Source organism: Microbacterium sp. cx-59 (assembly GCF_020805625.1).
Lineage (GTDB): Bacteria > Actinomycetota > Actinomycetes > Actinomycetales > Microbacteriaceae > Microbacterium.
This window is the reverse complement of record NZ_JAJHGO010000005.1, coordinates 106,974-124,993: the sequence shown is the minus strand read 5'-3', so window position 1 is coordinate 124,993 and position 18,020 is coordinate 106,974. Positions and strand designations below refer to the sequence as shown.

At 68.4% G+C, this 18,020-nt stretch carries 13 protein-coding genes; 7 read left to right on the top strand and 6 right to left on the bottom strand.

Going from position 1 to position 18,020, the window contains the following annotated elements; genetic code table 11:
* Positions 1 to 65: 65 nt before the first annotated feature.
* Genes LMI96_RS06350 through LMI96_RS06340 form a run of 3 tightly spaced genes read left to right on the top strand, consistent with a single transcriptional unit; the run spans position 66 to position 2,829 of the window.
* Positions 66 to 1,388 carry an FAD-binding oxidoreductase gene (locus LMI96_RS06350; RefSeq protein WP_228360869.1) on the top strand — a complete coding sequence of 441 codons (1,323 nt, stop codon included), beginning with the start codon at positions 66 to 68 and terminating at the stop codon, positions 1,386 to 1,388.
* Complete coding sequence (locus LMI96_RS06345; RefSeq protein ID WP_223721838.1) at positions 1,385 to 2,182, top strand: creatininase family protein; 798 nt, start codon at positions 1,385 to 1,387, stop codon at positions 2,180 to 2,182. Before LMI96_RS06350 ends, LMI96_RS06345 begins: the two co-directional genes overlap by 4 nt.
* 8 nt (positions 2,183 to 2,190) lie before the next feature.
* Entirely contained in the window at positions 2,191 to 2,829 is a 639-nt protein-coding gene (locus tag LMI96_RS06340; RefSeq protein ID WP_228360868.1) for a pyridoxal 5'-phosphate synthase, read from the top strand.
* Between the two features lie 32 nt (positions 2,830 to 2,861).
* Here LMI96_RS06340 and LMI96_RS06335 read toward each other — a convergent pair whose 3' ends face one another.
* Entirely contained in the window at positions 2,862 to 3,656 is a 795-nt protein-coding gene (locus LMI96_RS06335; protein ID WP_223721840.1) for a transglutaminase family protein, read from the bottom strand.
* 518 nt (positions 3,657 to 4,174) lie between these two features.
* A complete protein-coding gene (locus LMI96_RS06330) occupies positions 4,175 to 7,435 on the bottom strand; it encodes an RHS repeat-associated core domain-containing protein (protein ID WP_228360867.1) in 3,261 nt (1,086 codons plus the stop codon).
* A 282-nt stretch (positions 7,436 to 7,717) separates the two neighbouring features.
* On the opposite strand from LMI96_RS06330, the gene LMI96_RS06325 reads away from it, so the two are divergent.
* Complete coding sequence (locus LMI96_RS06325) at positions 7,718 to 9,190, top strand: NAD-dependent succinate-semialdehyde dehydrogenase (RefSeq protein WP_223721844.1); 1,473 nt, start codon at positions 7,718 to 7,720, stop codon at positions 9,188 to 9,190.
* 45 nt (positions 9,191 to 9,235) lie between these two features.
* On the opposite strand, the gene LMI96_RS06320 is transcribed toward LMI96_RS06325, so the two are convergent.
* The 3 genes from LMI96_RS06320 to LMI96_RS06310 are packed head-to-tail and all read right to left on the bottom strand — an operon-like array spanning position 9,236 to position 12,312.
* Positions 9,236 to 10,075: a carbohydrate ABC transporter permease gene (locus tag LMI96_RS06320; protein ID WP_223721845.1), complete on the bottom strand. Its 840-nt coding sequence runs from the start codon at positions 10,073 to 10,075 to the stop codon at positions 9,236 to 9,238.
* On the bottom strand, positions 10,068 to 10,994 hold the full coding sequence (locus LMI96_RS06315; RefSeq protein ID WP_228360866.1) for a carbohydrate ABC transporter permease: 927 nt from the start codon (positions 10,992 to 10,994) through the stop codon (positions 10,068 to 10,070). The genes LMI96_RS06320 and LMI96_RS06315 overlap by 8 nt, the downstream gene beginning before the upstream one ends.
* Positions 10,987 to 12,312, bottom strand: coding sequence for a sugar ABC transporter substrate-binding protein (locus LMI96_RS06310; protein ID WP_228360865.1), 1,326 nt, complete (start codon positions 12,310 to 12,312; stop codon positions 10,987 to 10,989). Before LMI96_RS06310 ends, LMI96_RS06315 begins: the two co-directional genes overlap by 8 nt.
* Before the next feature lie 229 nt (positions 12,313 to 12,541).
* On the opposite strand from LMI96_RS06310, the gene LMI96_RS06305 reads away from it, so the two are divergent.
* From LMI96_RS06305 to LMI96_RS06295, 3 genes are read left to right on the top strand one after another with little or no spacing between them, the layout of a single operon-like run.
* Entirely contained in the window at positions 12,542 to 13,960 is a 1,419-nt protein-coding gene (locus tag LMI96_RS06305) for an LLM class flavin-dependent oxidoreductase (protein WP_228360864.1), read from the top strand.
* A 26-nt stretch (positions 13,961 to 13,986) separates the two neighbouring features.
* Positions 13,987 to 15,204 (top strand): acyl-CoA dehydrogenase family protein, encoded by a 1,218-nt coding sequence (locus LMI96_RS06300; protein ID WP_228360863.1) that lies wholly within the window; start codon positions 13,987 to 13,989, stop codon positions 15,202 to 15,204.
* Positions 15,201 to 16,460, top strand: coding sequence for an acyl-CoA dehydrogenase family protein (locus LMI96_RS06295; RefSeq protein ID WP_228360862.1), 1,260 nt, complete (start codon positions 15,201 to 15,203; stop codon positions 16,458 to 16,460). The genes LMI96_RS06300 and LMI96_RS06295 overlap by 4 nt, the downstream gene beginning before the upstream one ends.
* A gap of 18 nt (positions 16,461 to 16,478) precedes the next feature.
* On the opposite strand, the gene LMI96_RS06290 is transcribed toward LMI96_RS06295, so the two are convergent.
* Positions 16,479 to 17,915 (bottom strand): XRE family transcriptional regulator, encoded by a 1,437-nt coding sequence (locus LMI96_RS06290; protein WP_228360861.1) that lies wholly within the window; start codon positions 17,913 to 17,915, stop codon positions 16,479 to 16,481.
* Positions 17,916 to 18,020 lie beyond the last annotated feature (105 nt).

The window sequence follows — 18,020 nt, the reverse complement described above, 5'->3', positions numbered from 1 at the left end:
GCGAGTGATCCATCACCCGGCTCGCTGTGCACCACACGCGGGAGATGCTATTCAGGAGGACGAACGTGACAGCTATCGACTACACCGCACTCGAAGCGGCGCTGGCCGACCTGCTCGGCCCACGCGGCGTGAGCAGCGACCTGCGCCAGCGCGAGCGGGCATCCGTCGACGGGGCCCGGATGTCGCCGATCATCGCCGAGCTGCTGCCGCTCGGCGTGGCCGATCTCGTGGCGTTCCCCACGACCGCGGAGGAGATCGCGGCGGCGGTCGCGATTGCCGCGCGATTCGGTGCGCCCATCACGCCGCGGGGCAAGGGGACGGGCAACTACGGTCAGGCGATCCCGATGACGGGCGGGCTCGTGATCGACACGTCGCGCGCGCGCACAGTGCACGGCGTGGACGGCGACACCATCACGGCCGACGCGGGGGCGCCGATGACCGCACTCGAGCAGGCGGCGCGCGCCGCGGGCAAGCAGCTCTGGATGTACCCGTCGACCGTGCACACCACGATCGGCGGCTTTCTCGCCGGCGGATCGGGGGGCACCGGCACGATCGCGCACGGCAGTAACGACATGGGCTTCGTCGTCGCCCTCGACGTCGTCACCCCCGTGTCGGACGGCGCGCTCGTGCACGTCGAGGGCGACGAGGCCCAGCGGTACGTGCACAACTACGGCACGGCCGGGATCATCGCGCGGGCGACCGTGCGCGTGGAGGACCTGCAGGACTGGCGGGGGCTGTACGCATCCTTCGACGACTTCTCCGGAGCGCTCTCGGTCCTGCGCGCGCTCGGCCGACTGCATCCGGCGCCGCGCCTGGTCTCCGCGGATACCCCGCACATCTCCGCCCAGCTCCCGCCCGACGACGCGTTCCCGCCCGGGCGCAGTTCGCTGCGGATGATCGCCGACGCCCGCACGGTGGCCGAGGCGACCGCGCTGATCGAGTCCGCGGGGGGACGCGTCGAGGACGTGCGCGAGGGTCCCACCGTGTCGGCCGCGATCTCGGTGCTCAGCTACAACCATCCGATCGAATGGCTGCAGAAGTCCGAGCCGGGGGTCTACTTCCACGTCGAGGTGTCGGGCGACGCGCTCGTCGACCGCATCGACGAGGTGCACGCCGTATACCCCGGAGGACTTCTGCACATCGAGGCCGCTCACACCGTGCCGATCGGGATGCTGGCGGGCGTGTACGAGAGTCCCGAAGCCGTGTACGCGGGAATCGCCGCGCTGAACGCTCTGGGGGTCGGGGTGCACAACCCGCACCAGTGGAACGTGGACTTCAAACTCGCGCAGACCGTCGAGCTCGCTCGAGAGACCGACCCTCGCGGATTGCTCAATCCGGGCAAGCTCAACCCCGACTACGCCGGCCCGACCAAGGGAGCCATCCGATGACCGCACCGTTCACCCCGCCCGGGCGCCGCTGGGACGACCTGTCGGGACCCTCGCTGGTGGCTGCGACATCGGACCGGTCGATCGCGGTCGTGCCGATCGGTGCCATCGAGCATCACGGGCCGCATCTGCCGCTGCGGACGGACGCGCTGATCGCCGAGGCGGTCGCCTCGGCGGCCGTCGAGCGGGTGGCCGCGCAGGGCGTCGATGCGTGGCTGCTCCCGACGATCGCGTACGCGAAGTCCGACGAGCACCACTGGGCGCCCGGAACGCTGTGGATCGAGGGCACGACCCTCCTCGACGAGCTGATCGAGATCGGTCGTTCCATCGCGATGACCCCGGTCCGAACCGTGGCGTTCGTCAACGGGCACGGCGGCAACGTGATGCTGCTCGGCTGGGTCAACCGCGAGCTGCGACGCCGGTTCGGGCTGCGATCGTTCTCGATGCCGGCGGGTGTCGGCGGCGCCGGCGACGGGGCGGACGGGCGCCCCGACGAGCTCGGTCAGGGGATCCACGCCGGCTTCGGTGAAACGTCCATCGTCATGCATCTCGCCCCGCACCTGGTCGCCCCCGAGATGCCGCCGCGCAACGTGCCGGAACGCATCGCGGCGATGACGCACATCGGGTTCAATCGGAAGCCGGTGATGTTCGGGTGGACGAGCGACGATTTCGGCCCGACGGGTGTCATCGGCGACGCGACGGGCGCGAACGCCGCGGCCGGTCGTGACCTCTTCGACCGCGGCGTGGACTTCGTCAGCGAAGCGCTCGTCGAGATCGACGGCTTCGAGTTCGGATAGGACGCACCATGGACACCCCTCCCGGCCGGCTCGTCATCGACGTGCCGATCATCGATCACCAGACGGATCCCGTGCAGTCCGACGATCCGGTCGACGACCCGTTGGCGTTGGCCGCCTCCTGGCTGCCCGCCGCGGGCGCCGACCGGATGCTGATGACGCTCTCGACCGTCGACTCCGACGGTTTTCCGCGTGCGCGGACGGTGATGCTCAGCGAGTTCGACGGTGAGCGTTTCTTCTTCCACACGGATGCGGCGAGTCGGAAGGTCGCCGATCTGGCGGCGGATCCGAAGGTCGCCCTGACGCTGCTCTGGCCGGGATTCACCCGGCAGATCGTCGTGCAGGGAACGGCCGAGGTCGCGCCCGACGGCGAGGTCGCCGACGCCTACGCCACCCGCTCCGCCTATCTGCAGCAGCTCGCGTGGCTGAACACCGACGCGTTCGCGCAGCATCCGAGATCCGTGCGTGAAGAGCGCTGGGCGGAGTTCGCCGTCCGCCATCCGGCGCCCGCGCAGCCGGAGGGCTGGGTCGGATACGCCGTGACCCCGCACCGACTCCTGTTCTGGGTCTCGAACCCGCGAACGGCGAGTCGCCGGGTGGAGTACACGCGTGGTGCGGCGGGATGGGATCGGCGCTACCTGCCCGGCTGATCCCGGGTCGTGCTATTTCCGGGGAGTGCCCGTCAGGACAGCGTGACGAGCCGCGTGATGTCGTCGTCCGGGAGCGTGTCGGCGACCGCCGTCACCGAGACGCGATCGAGGTCGGCGCGTCCGGAGAGCACCGAGAGGAAGGCCGTGTCGGCCGCGTCGCGCCCGGTCGCGATCCGCACGAGCGTCGAGCGGGGAGCGAGGGTCGTCGCGTCGACCGCGCGCCACTCGCCATCGACCCAGGCCTCCGCGATCGCGTGGAAATCCATCGGATCGAGCCCGGGGGCGTAAACCGACACGAGTCGCGCGGGAACGTTCCGCGCACGCAACAGGGCGACGCAGAGGTGGGCGTAATCGCGGCAGACGCCCTGGCGGGCGAGCAGAGTGCGGGTGGCACCGTCGGTGGGAAGCGACGATCCGGGCACGTAGAGCAGACGCGTCCCGACCCAGGACGACACCGCCGCGAGCAGGTCGGCATCTCCCTCGATCCCGCCGAACTCCGCGGCCGCGACGGCGCCCAGAGTGTCGGACTCGGCGTACCGGCTCGGCCGGAGGTAGCGGATGGGGTCGGCGGGCTCTCCAACGACCGGCCCTGCCTCGCCATCGATCCGCGCCGAGTAGTCGAGCGTGAACGACCCGACGCCCGCGTGCACGCGGTGCAGTCGAGTGCCGTGCTGATCGGGCACCTCCTCGATCGGCACGTCGGCGCCGTCGAGCAGAACGCGGAATGATTCGGTAGCCGAATACCCCGCGCTGACCGCGACGGAGAAGATGAGCTCAGCCGGCTCGGTGATCGTGAGGGCGATGTGTGCGGAGACGTCCCGATGCATGCGCCCAGCGTGACACGCCGGGCCGCTCGCCCATAACCGCTTGACGCCGGGCATCTCGCGCTCCGCGTGCGGCGGGCGCATCGCGCTGACCTCGAGTAAGCCCAGCCGGCACTCGTCTGACAAGGCTCCCGAGAGGAATGAAAGTCAGGCCGATTCAACCCTCACCGAGCACGGATTGCGCCCAAGCCCAGCAACCGACAACGATCACGACACCTGTCATTGCGGCTAACGCGATCATGAAAGCCACTCGTCCAGCTCTCGGAGAGGGCGCGTCAACCCGAGCATTTGCCGCGAGGTACCCGAGGGACGCCGCCATGCCAAAGCCGATGCCGGCTCCGACCGCCCAAGCAAGCTCCCAATGACCGTCGGCGTATAGAGACCGGGCGAATAGCCCCGTGTTCGAGATCCCGAAGAAGGCAAACACTATGGTGCCGACCAGGGCGCCCTGACGGAGTCGTCGCGCTGCTGGGGCGCCGAGAGCTTCACGTTTAGCGTTGTGATTAGTCATTGGTCATCTTTCAGCACCATAGTGACGCGACGCCGAGTATGCCGGTCGTAACGAGACCGGCACCCGCCGCGACGGCGGCGCCGGCTCCGGTCCACGCGAGCAAGCCGGCCGCACTCCACAAGGCCCCATTTAGGGTCCCGATAGCGAGCATCCCGACGCTGCAGCTGTTGGGGGCCAGCCCCGTCGGATCGCTCGAGTTAACAGGGTTGCACGACGCGTAACCGTATGGGTTCTTCTCTTGGCCGCTCGGGTCCATCTGACTGAACCGACCTAGGGAGGTGTCGTAATATCTAGCGCCAAGTTTGCTGAGGCCGTTTCCGTCGCGGTGTTCTCCGATGTATCTCAGGTTGTTGCCGGTCACTGAACCGTGAGACGCGGTCGCTCGTAATTCGCCGTACGGGCTGTAGGAGTATCCGCCGTTGTAGGTACCGGTCGAGGAAAGCACGCCGACGACGGATCCGAGGTGGTCCTGGACGAAATACGTCCGTGTGGTTCCACCGATGCTGACGGGTTTTCCCTCTGGGCTGCGCGTGATGTTCTCCACCACAGTGCCAAGGGTCTTTTGCATCATCCCGAGCGGTCCGTTCGTAAACGTGAGTGTTCCCCAGGACTGTCGGTCGGTGTTTCCCGTGCCGAAATAGGCGCCCGCGGTCGTGCCGACGGAGTTGACTTGGCCGCGGTCCCCGAATGCGGATGTTGTTCCTGTGAGCCCGTTGCGGGTCTGATTGCCCGCGGCATCGTATGTCCACGTGGTGGTTTGGCCGGTCGCGCTGGTGAGTTCATTGGCCGCGTTGTAGGCGTAGTTGATAGTTCCTGCGGTCGCGCCGGTGCTTCCGGTGCGGATCTGTTTGGTGCGGTTACCGGCGTTGTCGTAGGTGTAGGCCCACGATGCGCTGACCGTGGTCCCGGTCTTTTCCTGTGCCAGGGAGAGTCGGTTTCGGGAGTCGTAGGAGTAGCTCGTCACGGCTCCGGCTGTGACGCCTTGTTCTGCGTACGCCGTGCGGGATTGCACGTTCTTGCGGTCCCCTGTGCTGCCGGTGGGTGTGTACGCGTAGCCAATGTCGACGGCAGTGGTCCCGGTGCCGGTCTTCGCGGTGATGCGGGTAGGGCGGCCGGAGTTGTCCCTCGTGGTGACGGTGTTGGCGCCGCCGGGTGTGATTCGTTTGGTTTCCGCACCGTTCTGGTTGTATTCGAACAGTACGCATCCCGAGTTCGCCGCGGGGTTGCCGGTCGCGGGGCATGTCCCGCCGGGCTCGCGGAGTTTCACGAGTTGGTTGGCCGCGTCGTAGGTGTACGCGGTTGTGCCGCCGGCGTCTGCGTAGCTGGTGAGGTTGCCAACCTCGTCGTAGGCGAACGTTTGAGTGACTCCCGCGGACGGTCCAACCTGTGTTGTCAGGCGGCCTTGGTGGTCGTAGGTGTAAGAGGTCGCTCCCCCGGCGGAGTCAGTGCGGGTGTGCTCGAGCCCGTTGGCGTAGTAGGTGGTGACGATGTTCTGGCCGTTGTCGAATGTGGTGAGTACGACGCGGTCGCGGACGTCGTACTGGTAGCCAGTGGTGTCGCCCTTACCGTCGGTCACCGACGTCACACGGCCGAGCGAGTCGTACGTGTAGGTCGTTGCTCCGAGAGGAGCGGGCGGGGTAACGGTGGTGAGATTTCCGTTGGCATCGTAGGCGTAGGAGGTGACGTTTCCGTTGCCGTTCTTTGTTGTACAGACTTGCCCCGCGAAGCCTCCGCATGTGCCGTACGTGCGCTCGAACTCTGTGACCGCGGTCGCGGTGGTGTTGTCTGTCTGCTTGGTGATGTTGCCCGCGCCGTCGTACTGATATTGCTTCTTGTTGCCGGCATCATCAGTGGAACACTTCGGTTGGAACGCCGTGCCGGTGTTGGGCGCGGAACAGTTGGCACCGACCGCGTAAGCGGCGGAAGCGGCGGCACCGGTGGGAAGCTGCGCGCTCGTGCGGTTATTCGAACCGTCGTAGGTGTAGACGGTGTTGTTCGTCCCGATTGCGTCCGTGTTTTGGGAGATATCGCTGTTGGCTGTCCACTGTTGGGAGCGTGTCCGGTTCAGTGCGTCCTTGGTAGAGGTGACTCGGCCGCTGGAGTCTTTGCCGTACGTCGAGCTGTGGCCGTTTGAGTCCGTGACGACGGTCTGCCCGGCCGCGTACGCGAAGCTGGTCTCCACCCCGGACTGCTGAGCGACCTTGGTGACTCGGTGCGACGAATCGTAGGTGAAGGTCACCGTGGTCGTTGTGGCGGCCGCGCTGGGAAGGGCAATACTCGAGAGCCGCCCAGTCGTGTCGTAGTTGTATGTGGTGATCTTCCCATCAACCGACTTCACAGTTTTCAGAGCACCGGTCGTTGGGTCGTACGTGTACTCCACTTTCCGGCCGGCGGTGTCCTGAACGTTCACCAGCTTCTGGGAATTGAACTGGTCCCAATCGAACAGCAACCCGCGCCCGTTCGAGTTATAGACCTGCACCATGTTCCCCGTGCTGTAGGTGTAGAACTCTCCCACGCCGTTGCGGTCGTACGTCGCAGAGAGCCACCCCTGGACGGCGAAGACGAACTTCTCTCCGGTCTGGTTCTTCGTGATCGTGTACCGGAAATCGCCGCTGCTCGGATCCTGTGTGAGCGTCATGTTCGACCCGGCAGGTGCCGTGTAGCTCGACGTGGTGCCGACTCGGGTGAAGCGGAGCACGACCCCGTTCGGGCCGTAGAAGTCCGCATAAGGGCCCGGGTTGTCGAGCCCAACATCGAACGACGCGTTGTTCGACTGCCACCCGCCTCCCTGGGAGCCGTAGGTCGTGGAAAGGCCGTTGTAATAGCGGTCGTGACGGAGCGCGTACCCTGGGCCGGCGATCGCAAAGTCGTTTGCCTTCACGATGAGGTTTCCGTTTGCGAGGTTCACGCCCGCCGTCGTGTCAGGTGCCAGTGCGAAGTCCTGAAACGAGAACCACGGCATCTCACCGACACCCGGAGCCCCAGCGACGGTTCCCGCCGGCGCCCGCTGCGCATCCCCAGGTGCAACTCCCAGAGCTCGGTCCGGCGCGGGCGGCGTCCAAGCGTCGTCAGGAATACTCAGATCGTCGGGAACCTCCGCGTCGGCGGCGTCCGAGCGGGGCTCCCAAACCGTGTCTGGTGCAGAAAGCGCCCGGATCGCCGGTTCCGAGGCCTGCGCAGGTGGAGCAATGATCACCGTGACGAGCACGGCGGCTCCGACGAGCAGGCCAACGGGACGTTTCAACTCACGCAATGGGGCACCAATCGTCATTTACACGACACTGCGTGAGCCGACCCACTCGACGAGCAGACCGTTCGGATGCCCTCAGCAATGAGGCGATGAAACCACATTTCTGGACTGTAAGTCCAGAAGATTCTTTGGCCACCGCGGGGTCCCGAGGAACGCGGATGTACACCGTGTCGAGTCTTGTGGCGTCAGTGCTCCACGGGGGAGAGTGGAGACGCGGGGGCGGCGCACGAGAATGGGACCGGCCCGGGCCGCTGCATCCGCCGTGTGATCGAGCCGAGAGACGTCCGCGACGAAGGAGTGCACATGTCCGACACCCGTGAATCCGACCTGCTGGCGGCGGTTCCCGACGGTCTGTACATCGGCGGCGAGTGGCGCGCGGCAGAGGACGGCCAGACGCTCACCGTGCAGGATCCGTCGACCGGTGATGTGATCAAGACGATCGCGTCCGCCTCCGTCGCCGACGGCAAGGCGGCGCTGGATGCCGCCGTCGACGCCTTCCCCGCCTGGGCCGCCACCCCCGCGCGGGTGCGCGCCGAAGTGCTCCGACGTGCGTTCGACCTGCTGCAGGCGCGCAAGGAGGACTTCGCGCTGCTGATGACCCTCGAGATGGGCAAACCGCTCGCCGAGGCACGCGGCGAGGTCGTCTACGGCGGCGAGTTCCTGCGCTGGTTCAGCGAAGAGGCGCCGCGCATCCAGGGGCGCTACGGCGCGAACCCGGAGGGCACCGGTCGCATGATCGTGTCGCAGCATCCGGTCGGCCCCTGCTTTCTCATCACGCCGTGGAACTTTCCGCTCGCGATGGCGACCCGCAAGATCGCGCCCGCGCTCGCGGCGGGGTGCACGGTCGTCGTGAAGCCCGCCGAGCTGACCCCCCTGACGACGCTCGCCTTCGTGAAGCTCCTCGAAGACGCGGGACTCCCGAAGGGCGTGGTCAACGTGATCACCACCGCGCAGTCCGGTGCCGTGTCAGAGCCGATCATCCGCGACCCGCGGTTGCGCAAGCTCTCGTTCACGGGCTCGACGCCGGTGGGGCAGAAGCTCCTCGAGCAGGCCGCATCCGGGGTGCTCCGCACGTCCATGGAGCTCGGCGGAAATGCCCCATTCGTCGTGTTCGACGACGCCGACCTCGACAAGGCCGTCGACGGCGCGATCGCGGCGAAGTTCCGCAACATCGGCCAGGCCTGCACGGCCGCGAACCGGTTCATCGTGCACCGGTCGGTCGCAGAGGAGTTCGCGCGCCGGGTCACCGAGCGGGTGCAGGGCTTCGGTATCGGTCGGGGCACCGAGGACGGCGTGACCATCGGGCCGCTCATCGATGACCGTGCGGTGGCGAAGGCCACCGATCTGGTGTCGGATGCGGTGTCTCGCGGGGCGACGCTGCGCACCGGCGGAAAGCCCGTCGACGGGCCGGGCACGTTCTACGAGCCGACCGTCATCAGCGACGTGCAGCCCGGCAGCAGCATCCTCCGCGAGGAGATCTTCGGACCCGTGCTCGCGATCGTGCCCTTCGACGACGAGGACGACGCGGTGCGCCTCGCGAACGACACCGAGTACGGCCTCGTCTCCTACGTCTACACCGAGAGCCTGTCGCGCGGTCAGCGCATGATCGAGCGCCTCGAGACCGGGATGATGGGCCTGAACATCGGCGTCGTCTCGAACGCGGCCGCGCCGTTCGGCGGGTGGAAGTTCTCCGGCCTCGGCCGCGAGGGCGGCGCCGAGGGCATCCACGAGTACCTGCAGACGAAGTACACGCTCACCCCCGACCCGTTCGCCTGAGCCGCGTGAGCACCGCCGGGAGCCGCGACTCCCGGCGGCGCCGCGTCAGCGCACGCTGCCGCTGGTCAGCCCGCCGATCAGCCAGCGCTGCAGGAAGACCGCCGCGGCGAACACGGGGATGACTCCCATGACCGACGCCGCCGCGATCTTGCCGAAGTGCGGCGTGCGCTCACCGTAGAAGAGCGACAGCACCACCGGGAGAGTCTGCGCATCCGGGCTCTGGGTCAGGAACGTGGCCAGCAGGAACTCGTTGTAGTTCAGCACGCCCACGATGATGCCGACGGCCACCATGGCGGGCGTCACGATCGGAACGACGATCGAGAACAGGATGCGGAACGACCCGGCGCCGTCGATGCGTGCGGCCTCCTCGATCTCCTCGGGGATCTTCCGCAGGAAGCCCTCCAGCAACCAGATGCCGACCGGCACGTTCACCAGGGCGTAGACGAGCGTGAGACCCAGCAGCGTGTTATTCAGGCCCAGCACCCGCAGCAACGTGAACAGCGGAACGACCGCGACGATCGGGGGCAGCAACCACGGACTCATGAGCGTCGCCGACAGGGTGCGGCCGCCGGTGCGGTACCGCACGATCGCCCACGCCCCCGGCACCGCGAGCGCGATCGTGAGCACCGCTCCGCCGATGGCCGCCACGAGCGAGTTGCCGATGCCCTGCAGCAGGTCCGAATCGACGAGGACGTCGGTCCAGTTGGTCCACTGCGCCGCGGCGGGGATCAGAACGCCCTGCCCCGTTTCGTTGCGCCCCATCAGCGACACCGATACGAGGTAGATCAGCGGCGTCACGAAGAAGACGAGCAGAACGACCAGGACGACCGTCGCGAGGATGCTGCGCGGGTTCGTTCCGGCACGGACTCGGCGATTCTCACTCATCTGCGGCCTGCCATCTCCGTGCGATCAGCGCGACCGGCACCGTGATCACCGTGACGACGACCGCGAGCAGCAGGGTGATCACCGCCGCCTTGCTGAGATCGAACTCCCGGAGCGCCGCCTGGTAGATCAGGTACGACGTGGTGGTGGTGGATTGACCCGGTCCGCCGGAGGTCATCATGAACACGAGATCGAACACCTTGAATGCCAGCACGAGCCGGATGAAGAACGCCGCGGCGATGACGCCGCCGACGGCCGGGAGGGTGATGTATCGGAGCAGACCGAGACCGTGCGCGCCATCGAGGCGCGCGGCCTCGAGGGTGTGCGGGTCCTGCGCCAGGAGCGCGGTGAACACGAGCAGCGCGATCAGCGGCGCCCACTCCCACACATCCGCGACGGCGATGCCCGGCAGCGCCCAGGTCGTCGACGACAGAGGCGCGATCGCATCGCGCGGCGCTCCGAAGAACCCCAGCACGGTCGCGAGCAGCCCGCCGCCCGGGTTGTAGATGAGCTTCCACAGGGTGCCGACGATCACCGGGGGAGTGATGAGCGGCAGGAGCAGGAGCGTGCGAACGAGCGAGCCGCTGCGCACCGCGCTGTGCAGGGCGAGAGCGGTGATGACGCCGAGGAGCAGGCTCGCGACCGAGACCCCGAGTGCGTAGACGACCGTGCGGCCGAGCGAGGCGATCGTGTCGGCATCCGCGAGGACGGACTCGAACGTCTCGGTCCCCACCCACTCCTGGAAGGGCTTGCCGAGCGAGGACTCCGTCACGGCCGCGCCGACGATGAAGATCAGCGGGTAGACGCCGAGCACGAGCAGCGCGAGAACGCTCGGCCCCACGAACAGACGGTGCGCCCATGCCGGGCCCCGGAACCATCCGGAGCCGCGGCGCGGGCGCGCGACGGGAACGAACTCAGCCAAGAAGCTCTTCCCATTCGGCCTGGGTGGCGTCGAGGGCCTCCTGCGCCGTCGCCTCGCCGGCGATGAGCTTCGCGAGCTCGTCGGTCAGCACCTCCGCGGCCTGCGTCGCGTTCTTCCCGGTCGGCCAGGCGAGCGTGCCGTTCAGCGTCGCACGGTTCGCCTCCTGCAGCGCCGGGTACGCGTCGCCGTACGCTTCGCTCTCCAGCGACGACAGGCGGTTCGGGTCGATGCCGGTCTGCGGATCGGCCACCAGCAGCTCCTCGTTGACCTCGCTCGAGGATGCCCACTCGATGAAGTCCTTCGCCTGCTCGGTCTTCTCGGTGTTGGCCGCGATGACCCAGGTGAAGCCGGCGACCAGCGACGCGCGCGGCTGCGTGTTGTCGCCGCCCACGGGCAGGAACGTGACGCCCCACTTGTCGGCGACGGTGGAGTCGGGGTTGATCTGCGAGCCGACGCCGAGGTCGGTCCAGTTCTCGATGAACGCCGCCTTACCGGCGTACCAGGCGGAGTTTCCCTCGCCGAACGCGGTCTCGGCGGGAGTGGGGTACGCCGAAGCGATGGAGTCCGCGAGCGACTGCGCCGCCGCGACCGCCTCCGGAGTGTTGATCGTCGGTGCGCCGTCCGCATCCACGAACTCGCCGCCGAAGCCGGCGAGGCGGTTCGCGAAGCTCGCACCGAGGATGAGGGGGGACTTCTGCCCGAAGATCACGTTGCCGTAGACGCCGTCGGCGCTCTCGTTCGCGGTGATGGTGCGGGACTGCTCGTTGTATTCGTCCCACGTGGTCGGCGGGGCGTCGAACCCGTTCCGGGCGAGGATCTCCTTGTTGTAGAACAGCACGTGCGTGTCGCCGTCGAACGGGAGACCGTAGCGCCGACCGTCGACGAGCGTGTACGGGTCGTAGATCGAGGGGATGAAGTCCGCCTCGTCGATGCTCGGGGTGTCGGCGATCCAGTCGGTCAGGTCCTGAATCGCGCCGGCGTCGGCGAGGTCGCCGATCGACACGTACCAGGGCGCCGCGACGTCGATCGTGTTCGCGCCGGACTGCTGGTCGAGGGCGAGGGTGTTGCCGATCTCGTCGTACGGAACGATGACCGGGTTGATCTTCACGCCCGTCTTCGCCTCGTACTCCTCGGCGAGGAGCTTCGACGCTCCCTCGTGAGAAGAGATGAGGAGCACGGTGAGTTCGTCGACATCGCCCTCTCCGGAGGCGGATGCGGAACCGCCGGCGCACGAGGCGAGCGTCAGCGCGGCAACCGCCAGCGCAGCCGGAACGAGGATGGGGCGCCAGGAGCGCGCGCGGCGAGGGGTAGCGGACATGGGGGCCTCCAGTGGGCAGTCGGGACGCGCGGGGCTGTGGTCCGCACGGAGGAATTCTCCGGAGCCGCGGCGGGCGACGAGCGCGCCGTCGTAAAACGGGGTCACGTGACGACGCGGAACGCAATGAACCGGGCCACCGTGACCGTGTGTGTCGGAGCGGCACCGGGCGGCCCCTCGTGCGCTGCTAGCTTTCCGAGTCGTGCGCCCCCGAGCGCAGGAAGGAACGGTGATGGTGTCTCGCATCATCCTCAACGCGTTCGAAATGAGCTGCGTCACGCACCAGGCCCCCGGACTCTGGCGTCACCCCGACAACCGTGCCGACCGGTACAACCGACTGGACTACTGGGCAGATCTCGCCCGTCTGCTCGAGCGCGGCACGTTCGATGCCGTGTTCCTTGCCGACGTGGTGGGCGTCTACGACGTCTACCGCGATTCCGCCGCCCCCGCTCTGCGCGACGCGGCGCAGATTCCTGTCGGCGACCCGCTGCTGCAGATCCCGGTCATGGCCGCGGCCACCTCGCACCTCGGCTTCGGGGTGACGATCGCCTCGACCTACGCCCAGCCGTACGCGCTTGCGCGCACGCTCTCGACCCTCGATCACTTCACCGACGGCCGCGTGGGGTGGAACGTCGTCACGTCGTACCTGAACAGCGCGGCGCGCAACCTCGGGCTCGGGGAGCAGATCCCGCACGATGACCGCTACGAGATCGCCGACGAGTTCCTCGACGTCACCTACAAGCTCTGGGAGGGATCCTGGGAGGACGGCGCCGCGGTCCGCGATCGCGAGGCCGGGGTGTTCACCGATCCCGAGCTCGTGCACCCGATCGAGCACCACGGCCGGTTCTTCGACGTCCCCGGCATCCACCTCGCGGAACCCTCGCCCCAGCGGACCCCCGTGATCTTCCAGGCGGGTGCCTCCCCCCGCGGGCAGGAGTTCGCCGCGCGGCACGGCGAGGCCGTGTTCATCAACGGTCTCGTGCCCGAACTAACCCGCACGGTCACCGACAGCATCCGCCGCAAGGCCGAGGAGATCGGTCGTCCGCGCGAGAGCGTCAAGATCCTCACGCTCGCGACCGTGATCGTCGCGGAGACCGACGAAGAAGCACAGGCGAAGCACGCCGACTACCGTCGCTACGTCTCCGTGGAGGGGGCGCTGGCACTCTACGGCGGATGGTCGGGAGTCGATCTCTCGGCGCTCGACCCCGACGAACCCCTCCAGTACGTCGACACGGATGCGGCCCGCTCCGCGCTCTCGATCTTCACGAAGGCCGACCCGTCACGCACCTGGACCCCTCGGGACATCGCCGAGTACGTCGGCATCGGCGGTATCGGCCCGGTCATCGTCGGGAGCGCGGCCACCGTCGCCGACGAGCTGGAGCGGTGGGTGGAGGTGGGCGGCATCGACGGGTTCAACCTCGCCTACGTCGTGACGCCCGGCACGTTCGAAGACATCGTCGAATACCTCATCCCCGAGCTTCGCCGCCGCGGCCGGGTCTGGGACGAGTACGAAGGCGGCACGCTCCGCGAGCGGATCAGCGGAAGCGCGGTCGTTCCGTCGTGGCACCCCGCCCACGCCTACCGCGGTGCCTATCGCGGGCGTCGCAGCGCCGCCGACGGTGCCGCCGCCCGTCAGCCCGAATCCGTCTGAGCACGCACACTCGAAGGAGCGCACACATGGCCATCGCCGAAACCCGCACCCCGTGGAGCGGCACCGCCGACCGTGACGAGCTCGCCCGGTGGGACGCCGTCGCCCTCCGCGTCGCCGACCAGCTCGGACAGGACGCCCTCGCCCGCGACCGCGCCAACGCGCAGCCGTTCGCCGAGGCCGAGCTGCTCCGCGAGGCGGGCCTGACCACGCTTCTCGACCCCGTCGAGTTCGGCGGCGGCGGCGGCCACTGGGAGTCGGCTCTACGCGCCGTGCGGACGATCGCGCGGACCGACGGGTCGATCGCCCAGCTGCTCGGCTACCACTACATCAACTCGGCCAACATCGCCCTGGTCGGTGCTCCGGCCGAACGCGAGCGCTGGTACCGGGCGTCGACGGCGGGCCGGTGGATCTGGGGCGACTCGGTGAACCCGGTCGACCCGCAACTGACCCTCTCGGTCGACGGCGACGGATACCGCCTGAACGGCTTCAAGCGGTACTCGACCGGATCCGGGGTGGGCGACGCGCTGCTCATCAACGCCGTCGTCGAGGGCGGGGCGCGGCACGGCGAATTCGCCTTCCTCGTGTTGCCCTACGGGCACCCGGGTGTCGAGCTCGTCGATGACTGGGACAACCTCGGCCAGCGCCTGTCGGCGAGCAACACCGTGCGGTACACCGACGTGCGCGTCGACCCGGATCAGGTGCTCGGATACGGCACGGACGAACCGATCCAGAGTTTCGTCACCCCCGGCATCCAGCTCGTGTTCGGCAATCTGTACCTCGGGATCGCCCAGGGTGCGCTCGCGCAGGCACGTGAGCTCACGCGGGCGCGCCCCAACGCCTGGTTCCTGAGCGCGGCGGAGACCTACCGCGAGGACCCCTTCGTCCAGCGCTTGTACGGCGAACTGGTCTCGCGGGTCGCCGCGGTCGAGGCACTCGCCGACCGCGTCAACCGGCGCTTCGACGAGATCATCGAGCGAGGTGAGGAGGTCACCGCCGACGACCGCGCGGGGATCGAGATCGAGGTGGCGCAGCTCAAGGTCGTCTCCAGCGATACCGCCGTCGACGTCGCCCAGCGCGTGTTCGAGGCGACCGGGACGAGTTCTACCGCGAACCGGATCGGTCTCGACCTGCACTGGCGCAACATCCGCACGCACTCGCTGCACGACCCGGTCGACTACAAGAAGCTCGAGGTCGGCGCGCATTTCCTGACCGGCGCCGTCCAGCCGATCTCGCTGTACACATGAGCGCGACCGACTACGCAGACCAGCTCTGGGCGCGTCTTCCCGCCGACGTCGTCGCCGCGTTCCGCCCCGCGGTCGAGAAGATCGCTGCGGGGGCCGGCGCGCGCGACGTCGAGCGCGAGCTTCCGGTGAAAGAGCTGGGGCTGCTGCGCGACGCGGGGCTCGGACGGGCACGACTCCCGATCGCCGACGGCGGCGCCGGCCTCGACTGGCCGACGTTCGGGCGGCTGCTGATCGCGATCTCCGCGGCCGACAGCAACCTGCCTCAGATCCTCCGCGGGCACTTCGCGCTCGTCGAGCAGGCGCTGACGACGGGCGATCGCGCGTTCGCGGAGCGCTGGCTCCCGCGCATCGCGGCGGGCGAGATCACGGGCAATGCGTGGAGCGAGGCGGGCGGGTCGAGCATCGCGCGCGCCAGCACCGAACTCGTCGCCGACGCCGATGGCGTGCTCCGCATCCGGGGTCGCAAGTTCTACACGACGGGCAGCATCTTCGCGGAATGGACGGATGCGGTCGCGCACCGGCTGAGCGACGGCGTCGACGTCTCGGCGCTCGTGCGCCTCGACCAGCCCGGCGTCACGGTGCTCGACGACTGGGACGGATTCGGCCAGCGGCTGACGGGAACCGGAACCATCGTGTTCGACGGCGCCGTCGTCGAGGCCGGGGACGTGCTGCCGGTGCCCGAGCGATTCGGCTACCAGACCGTGCTCTACCAGTTCGTGCTGCTCACGGTGCTCGCCGGCACGGCGCACGCCGCGGTGTCCGACGCCGCCGACGCGGTGCGCGCCCGCACGCGCGTGTACAGTCACGGTTCGGCAGACCAGGCCCGCAGCGACCCGCAGATCCAGGCGTTGCTCGGCGAGCTCGCGGCATCCGCCTTCGCCGTCGAGTCGGTCGTTCTCGCGGTGGCCGATGCGCTCGAGGACTCCTACGGTGCGGCGCTCGCCGAACGCGATTCCCCGGGTGAGGAGGCGGCGGATCGTCGACGCCGCATCCACGGCCTCGCCGAGGTGCGCGCAGCGCAGGCGCAGTCCTTCGCGACCGCGGCCGTGCCGAAGATCTCGTCGCGCTTGTTCGACGCGCTCGGCGCCTCGGCCACGTCCCGCGGGGCTTCTCTCGACCGCCACTGGCGGAACGCGCGCACGGTCTCGAGCCACAACCCGGTGCTGTTCAAGAACCGTTGGGTGGGGGAGTGGGTGCTCGACGGCACGCTGCCGCAGCCGCTCTGGGCGGTGGGGAACCCGACGCCGGGCGCGTGATCCGCGGCCGCCCACGACTCAGGCGTGGCGGTCGAGGAACGCGTAGACCTCGTTGTCGTCGACCCCGGGGAACGCGCCCCGGGGCAACGGCGTGAACATCTGCATGTGCACGCGTGCGCTCGGCCACGCCTTGCCGGTCCAGCGATCGGCCGCGGCGCTGTCGGGCCGGCGGCAGCACGCCTCGTCGGGACAGGTCGAGACCGCGCGCTGCGCTGTTTCGCGCCCGCGGAACCACTTCGCGTCATCGAACGGGACGCCGACGGTGATCGAGAACTCGCCCGCCGCGGTGCTGCCGGTCTGGGTCGAGCACCAGAAGGTGCCGGACGGAGTGTCGGTGTACTGGTAGTGCTCCGTCGTGCGGTTCTGCTCGGCGAACGCCGACCGCGCCGAGAACTTCCGGCACACGATCTGTCCTTCGACCGCCCCCGTGACGTCCATCGGAAGGGGCAGGTCGTCGTTCTCGAAGACGCGGGAGATCGAGCCGTCGCCGTCGACGCGGAGGAAGTGCAAGGGGATGCCGATGTGCTCGGTGAGGAGGTTCGTCATCCGCATCCCGGCTGCTTCGTGTGTGACGCCGAACGCGTCGCGGAAGTCCTCGACCGCGAGATTCCGGTCCTTCTTCGCCTGCTGCAGGAAGGCGACCGACGCGGTCAGGGGCATGAGGCAGCAGGCGGCGTAGTAGTTGATCTCGAGGCGCTGCTGCAGGAAGGCGGCGTAATCGCTGGGCGGGCGGTGCCCGAGCAGGCGGTGCGCCATCGCCTGCAGCGCCATGGAGCGCAGTCCGTGGCCGCCGGGGATCGACGCGGGCGGAAGGTAGATGCGCCCGTTCTCGATGTCGGTGATCGACCTGGTCGAATGCGGCAGGTCGCTCGCGTAGATGAGCTCGAAGCCGAGTTGCTCGGCCATGACGCTCACGGTGCGATGCGTCAGCGCACCGCCGCCGTGACCCGCGGCTTTCAGCTGCTTCTCGGCGAGCTTCTCGATCTCGGGCAAGTAGTTGTTGCGTTCCCGCATCCGGAGGCGCAGTTCGGTGTTGGCCCGTCGCGCCTCTTCGGGGGTCGCGATCGCCTCGCGCTCCCGGCGCTGCAGCTCGCGGTGCAGCCCCAGCACGGTCTCGATCGTCTCGTCGCTGAGGCTCTTCGTCACCCGGATGCCGGGGAGACCCAGTCGGCGGAACTCGTGCGTCGACTGGGCGCGGTCGAGTTCGATCTCGAGGGCGGCGCGGCGGTTGGGCGGGTCGCTGGAGAGGAGATCGGCCAGCTGCGCCCCGGTCGCCCCCGCGATCTGCTGCAGCAGCGAGAGCTTGGGTTCGCGCTTGCCGTTCTCGATGAGGCTCAGGTGGCTGCCGGCGACGCCCACCGCAGCGCCCAGCTCGTCGAGCGTGAGTCCGGCCGAGGTGCGGTAGTGACGGATGCGGTGGCCGAGCGTGGCGAGCTCGATCGTGGACGAAGTCACTCTTTGAATATAGCGAAAGAATGCTGACTCTTTCGACCTGGACGGCGGGTAAGAGTCGCCGTGAAGGCGGCAATCTGGGTGAGAACCCGCGTTCTGAACGCGATC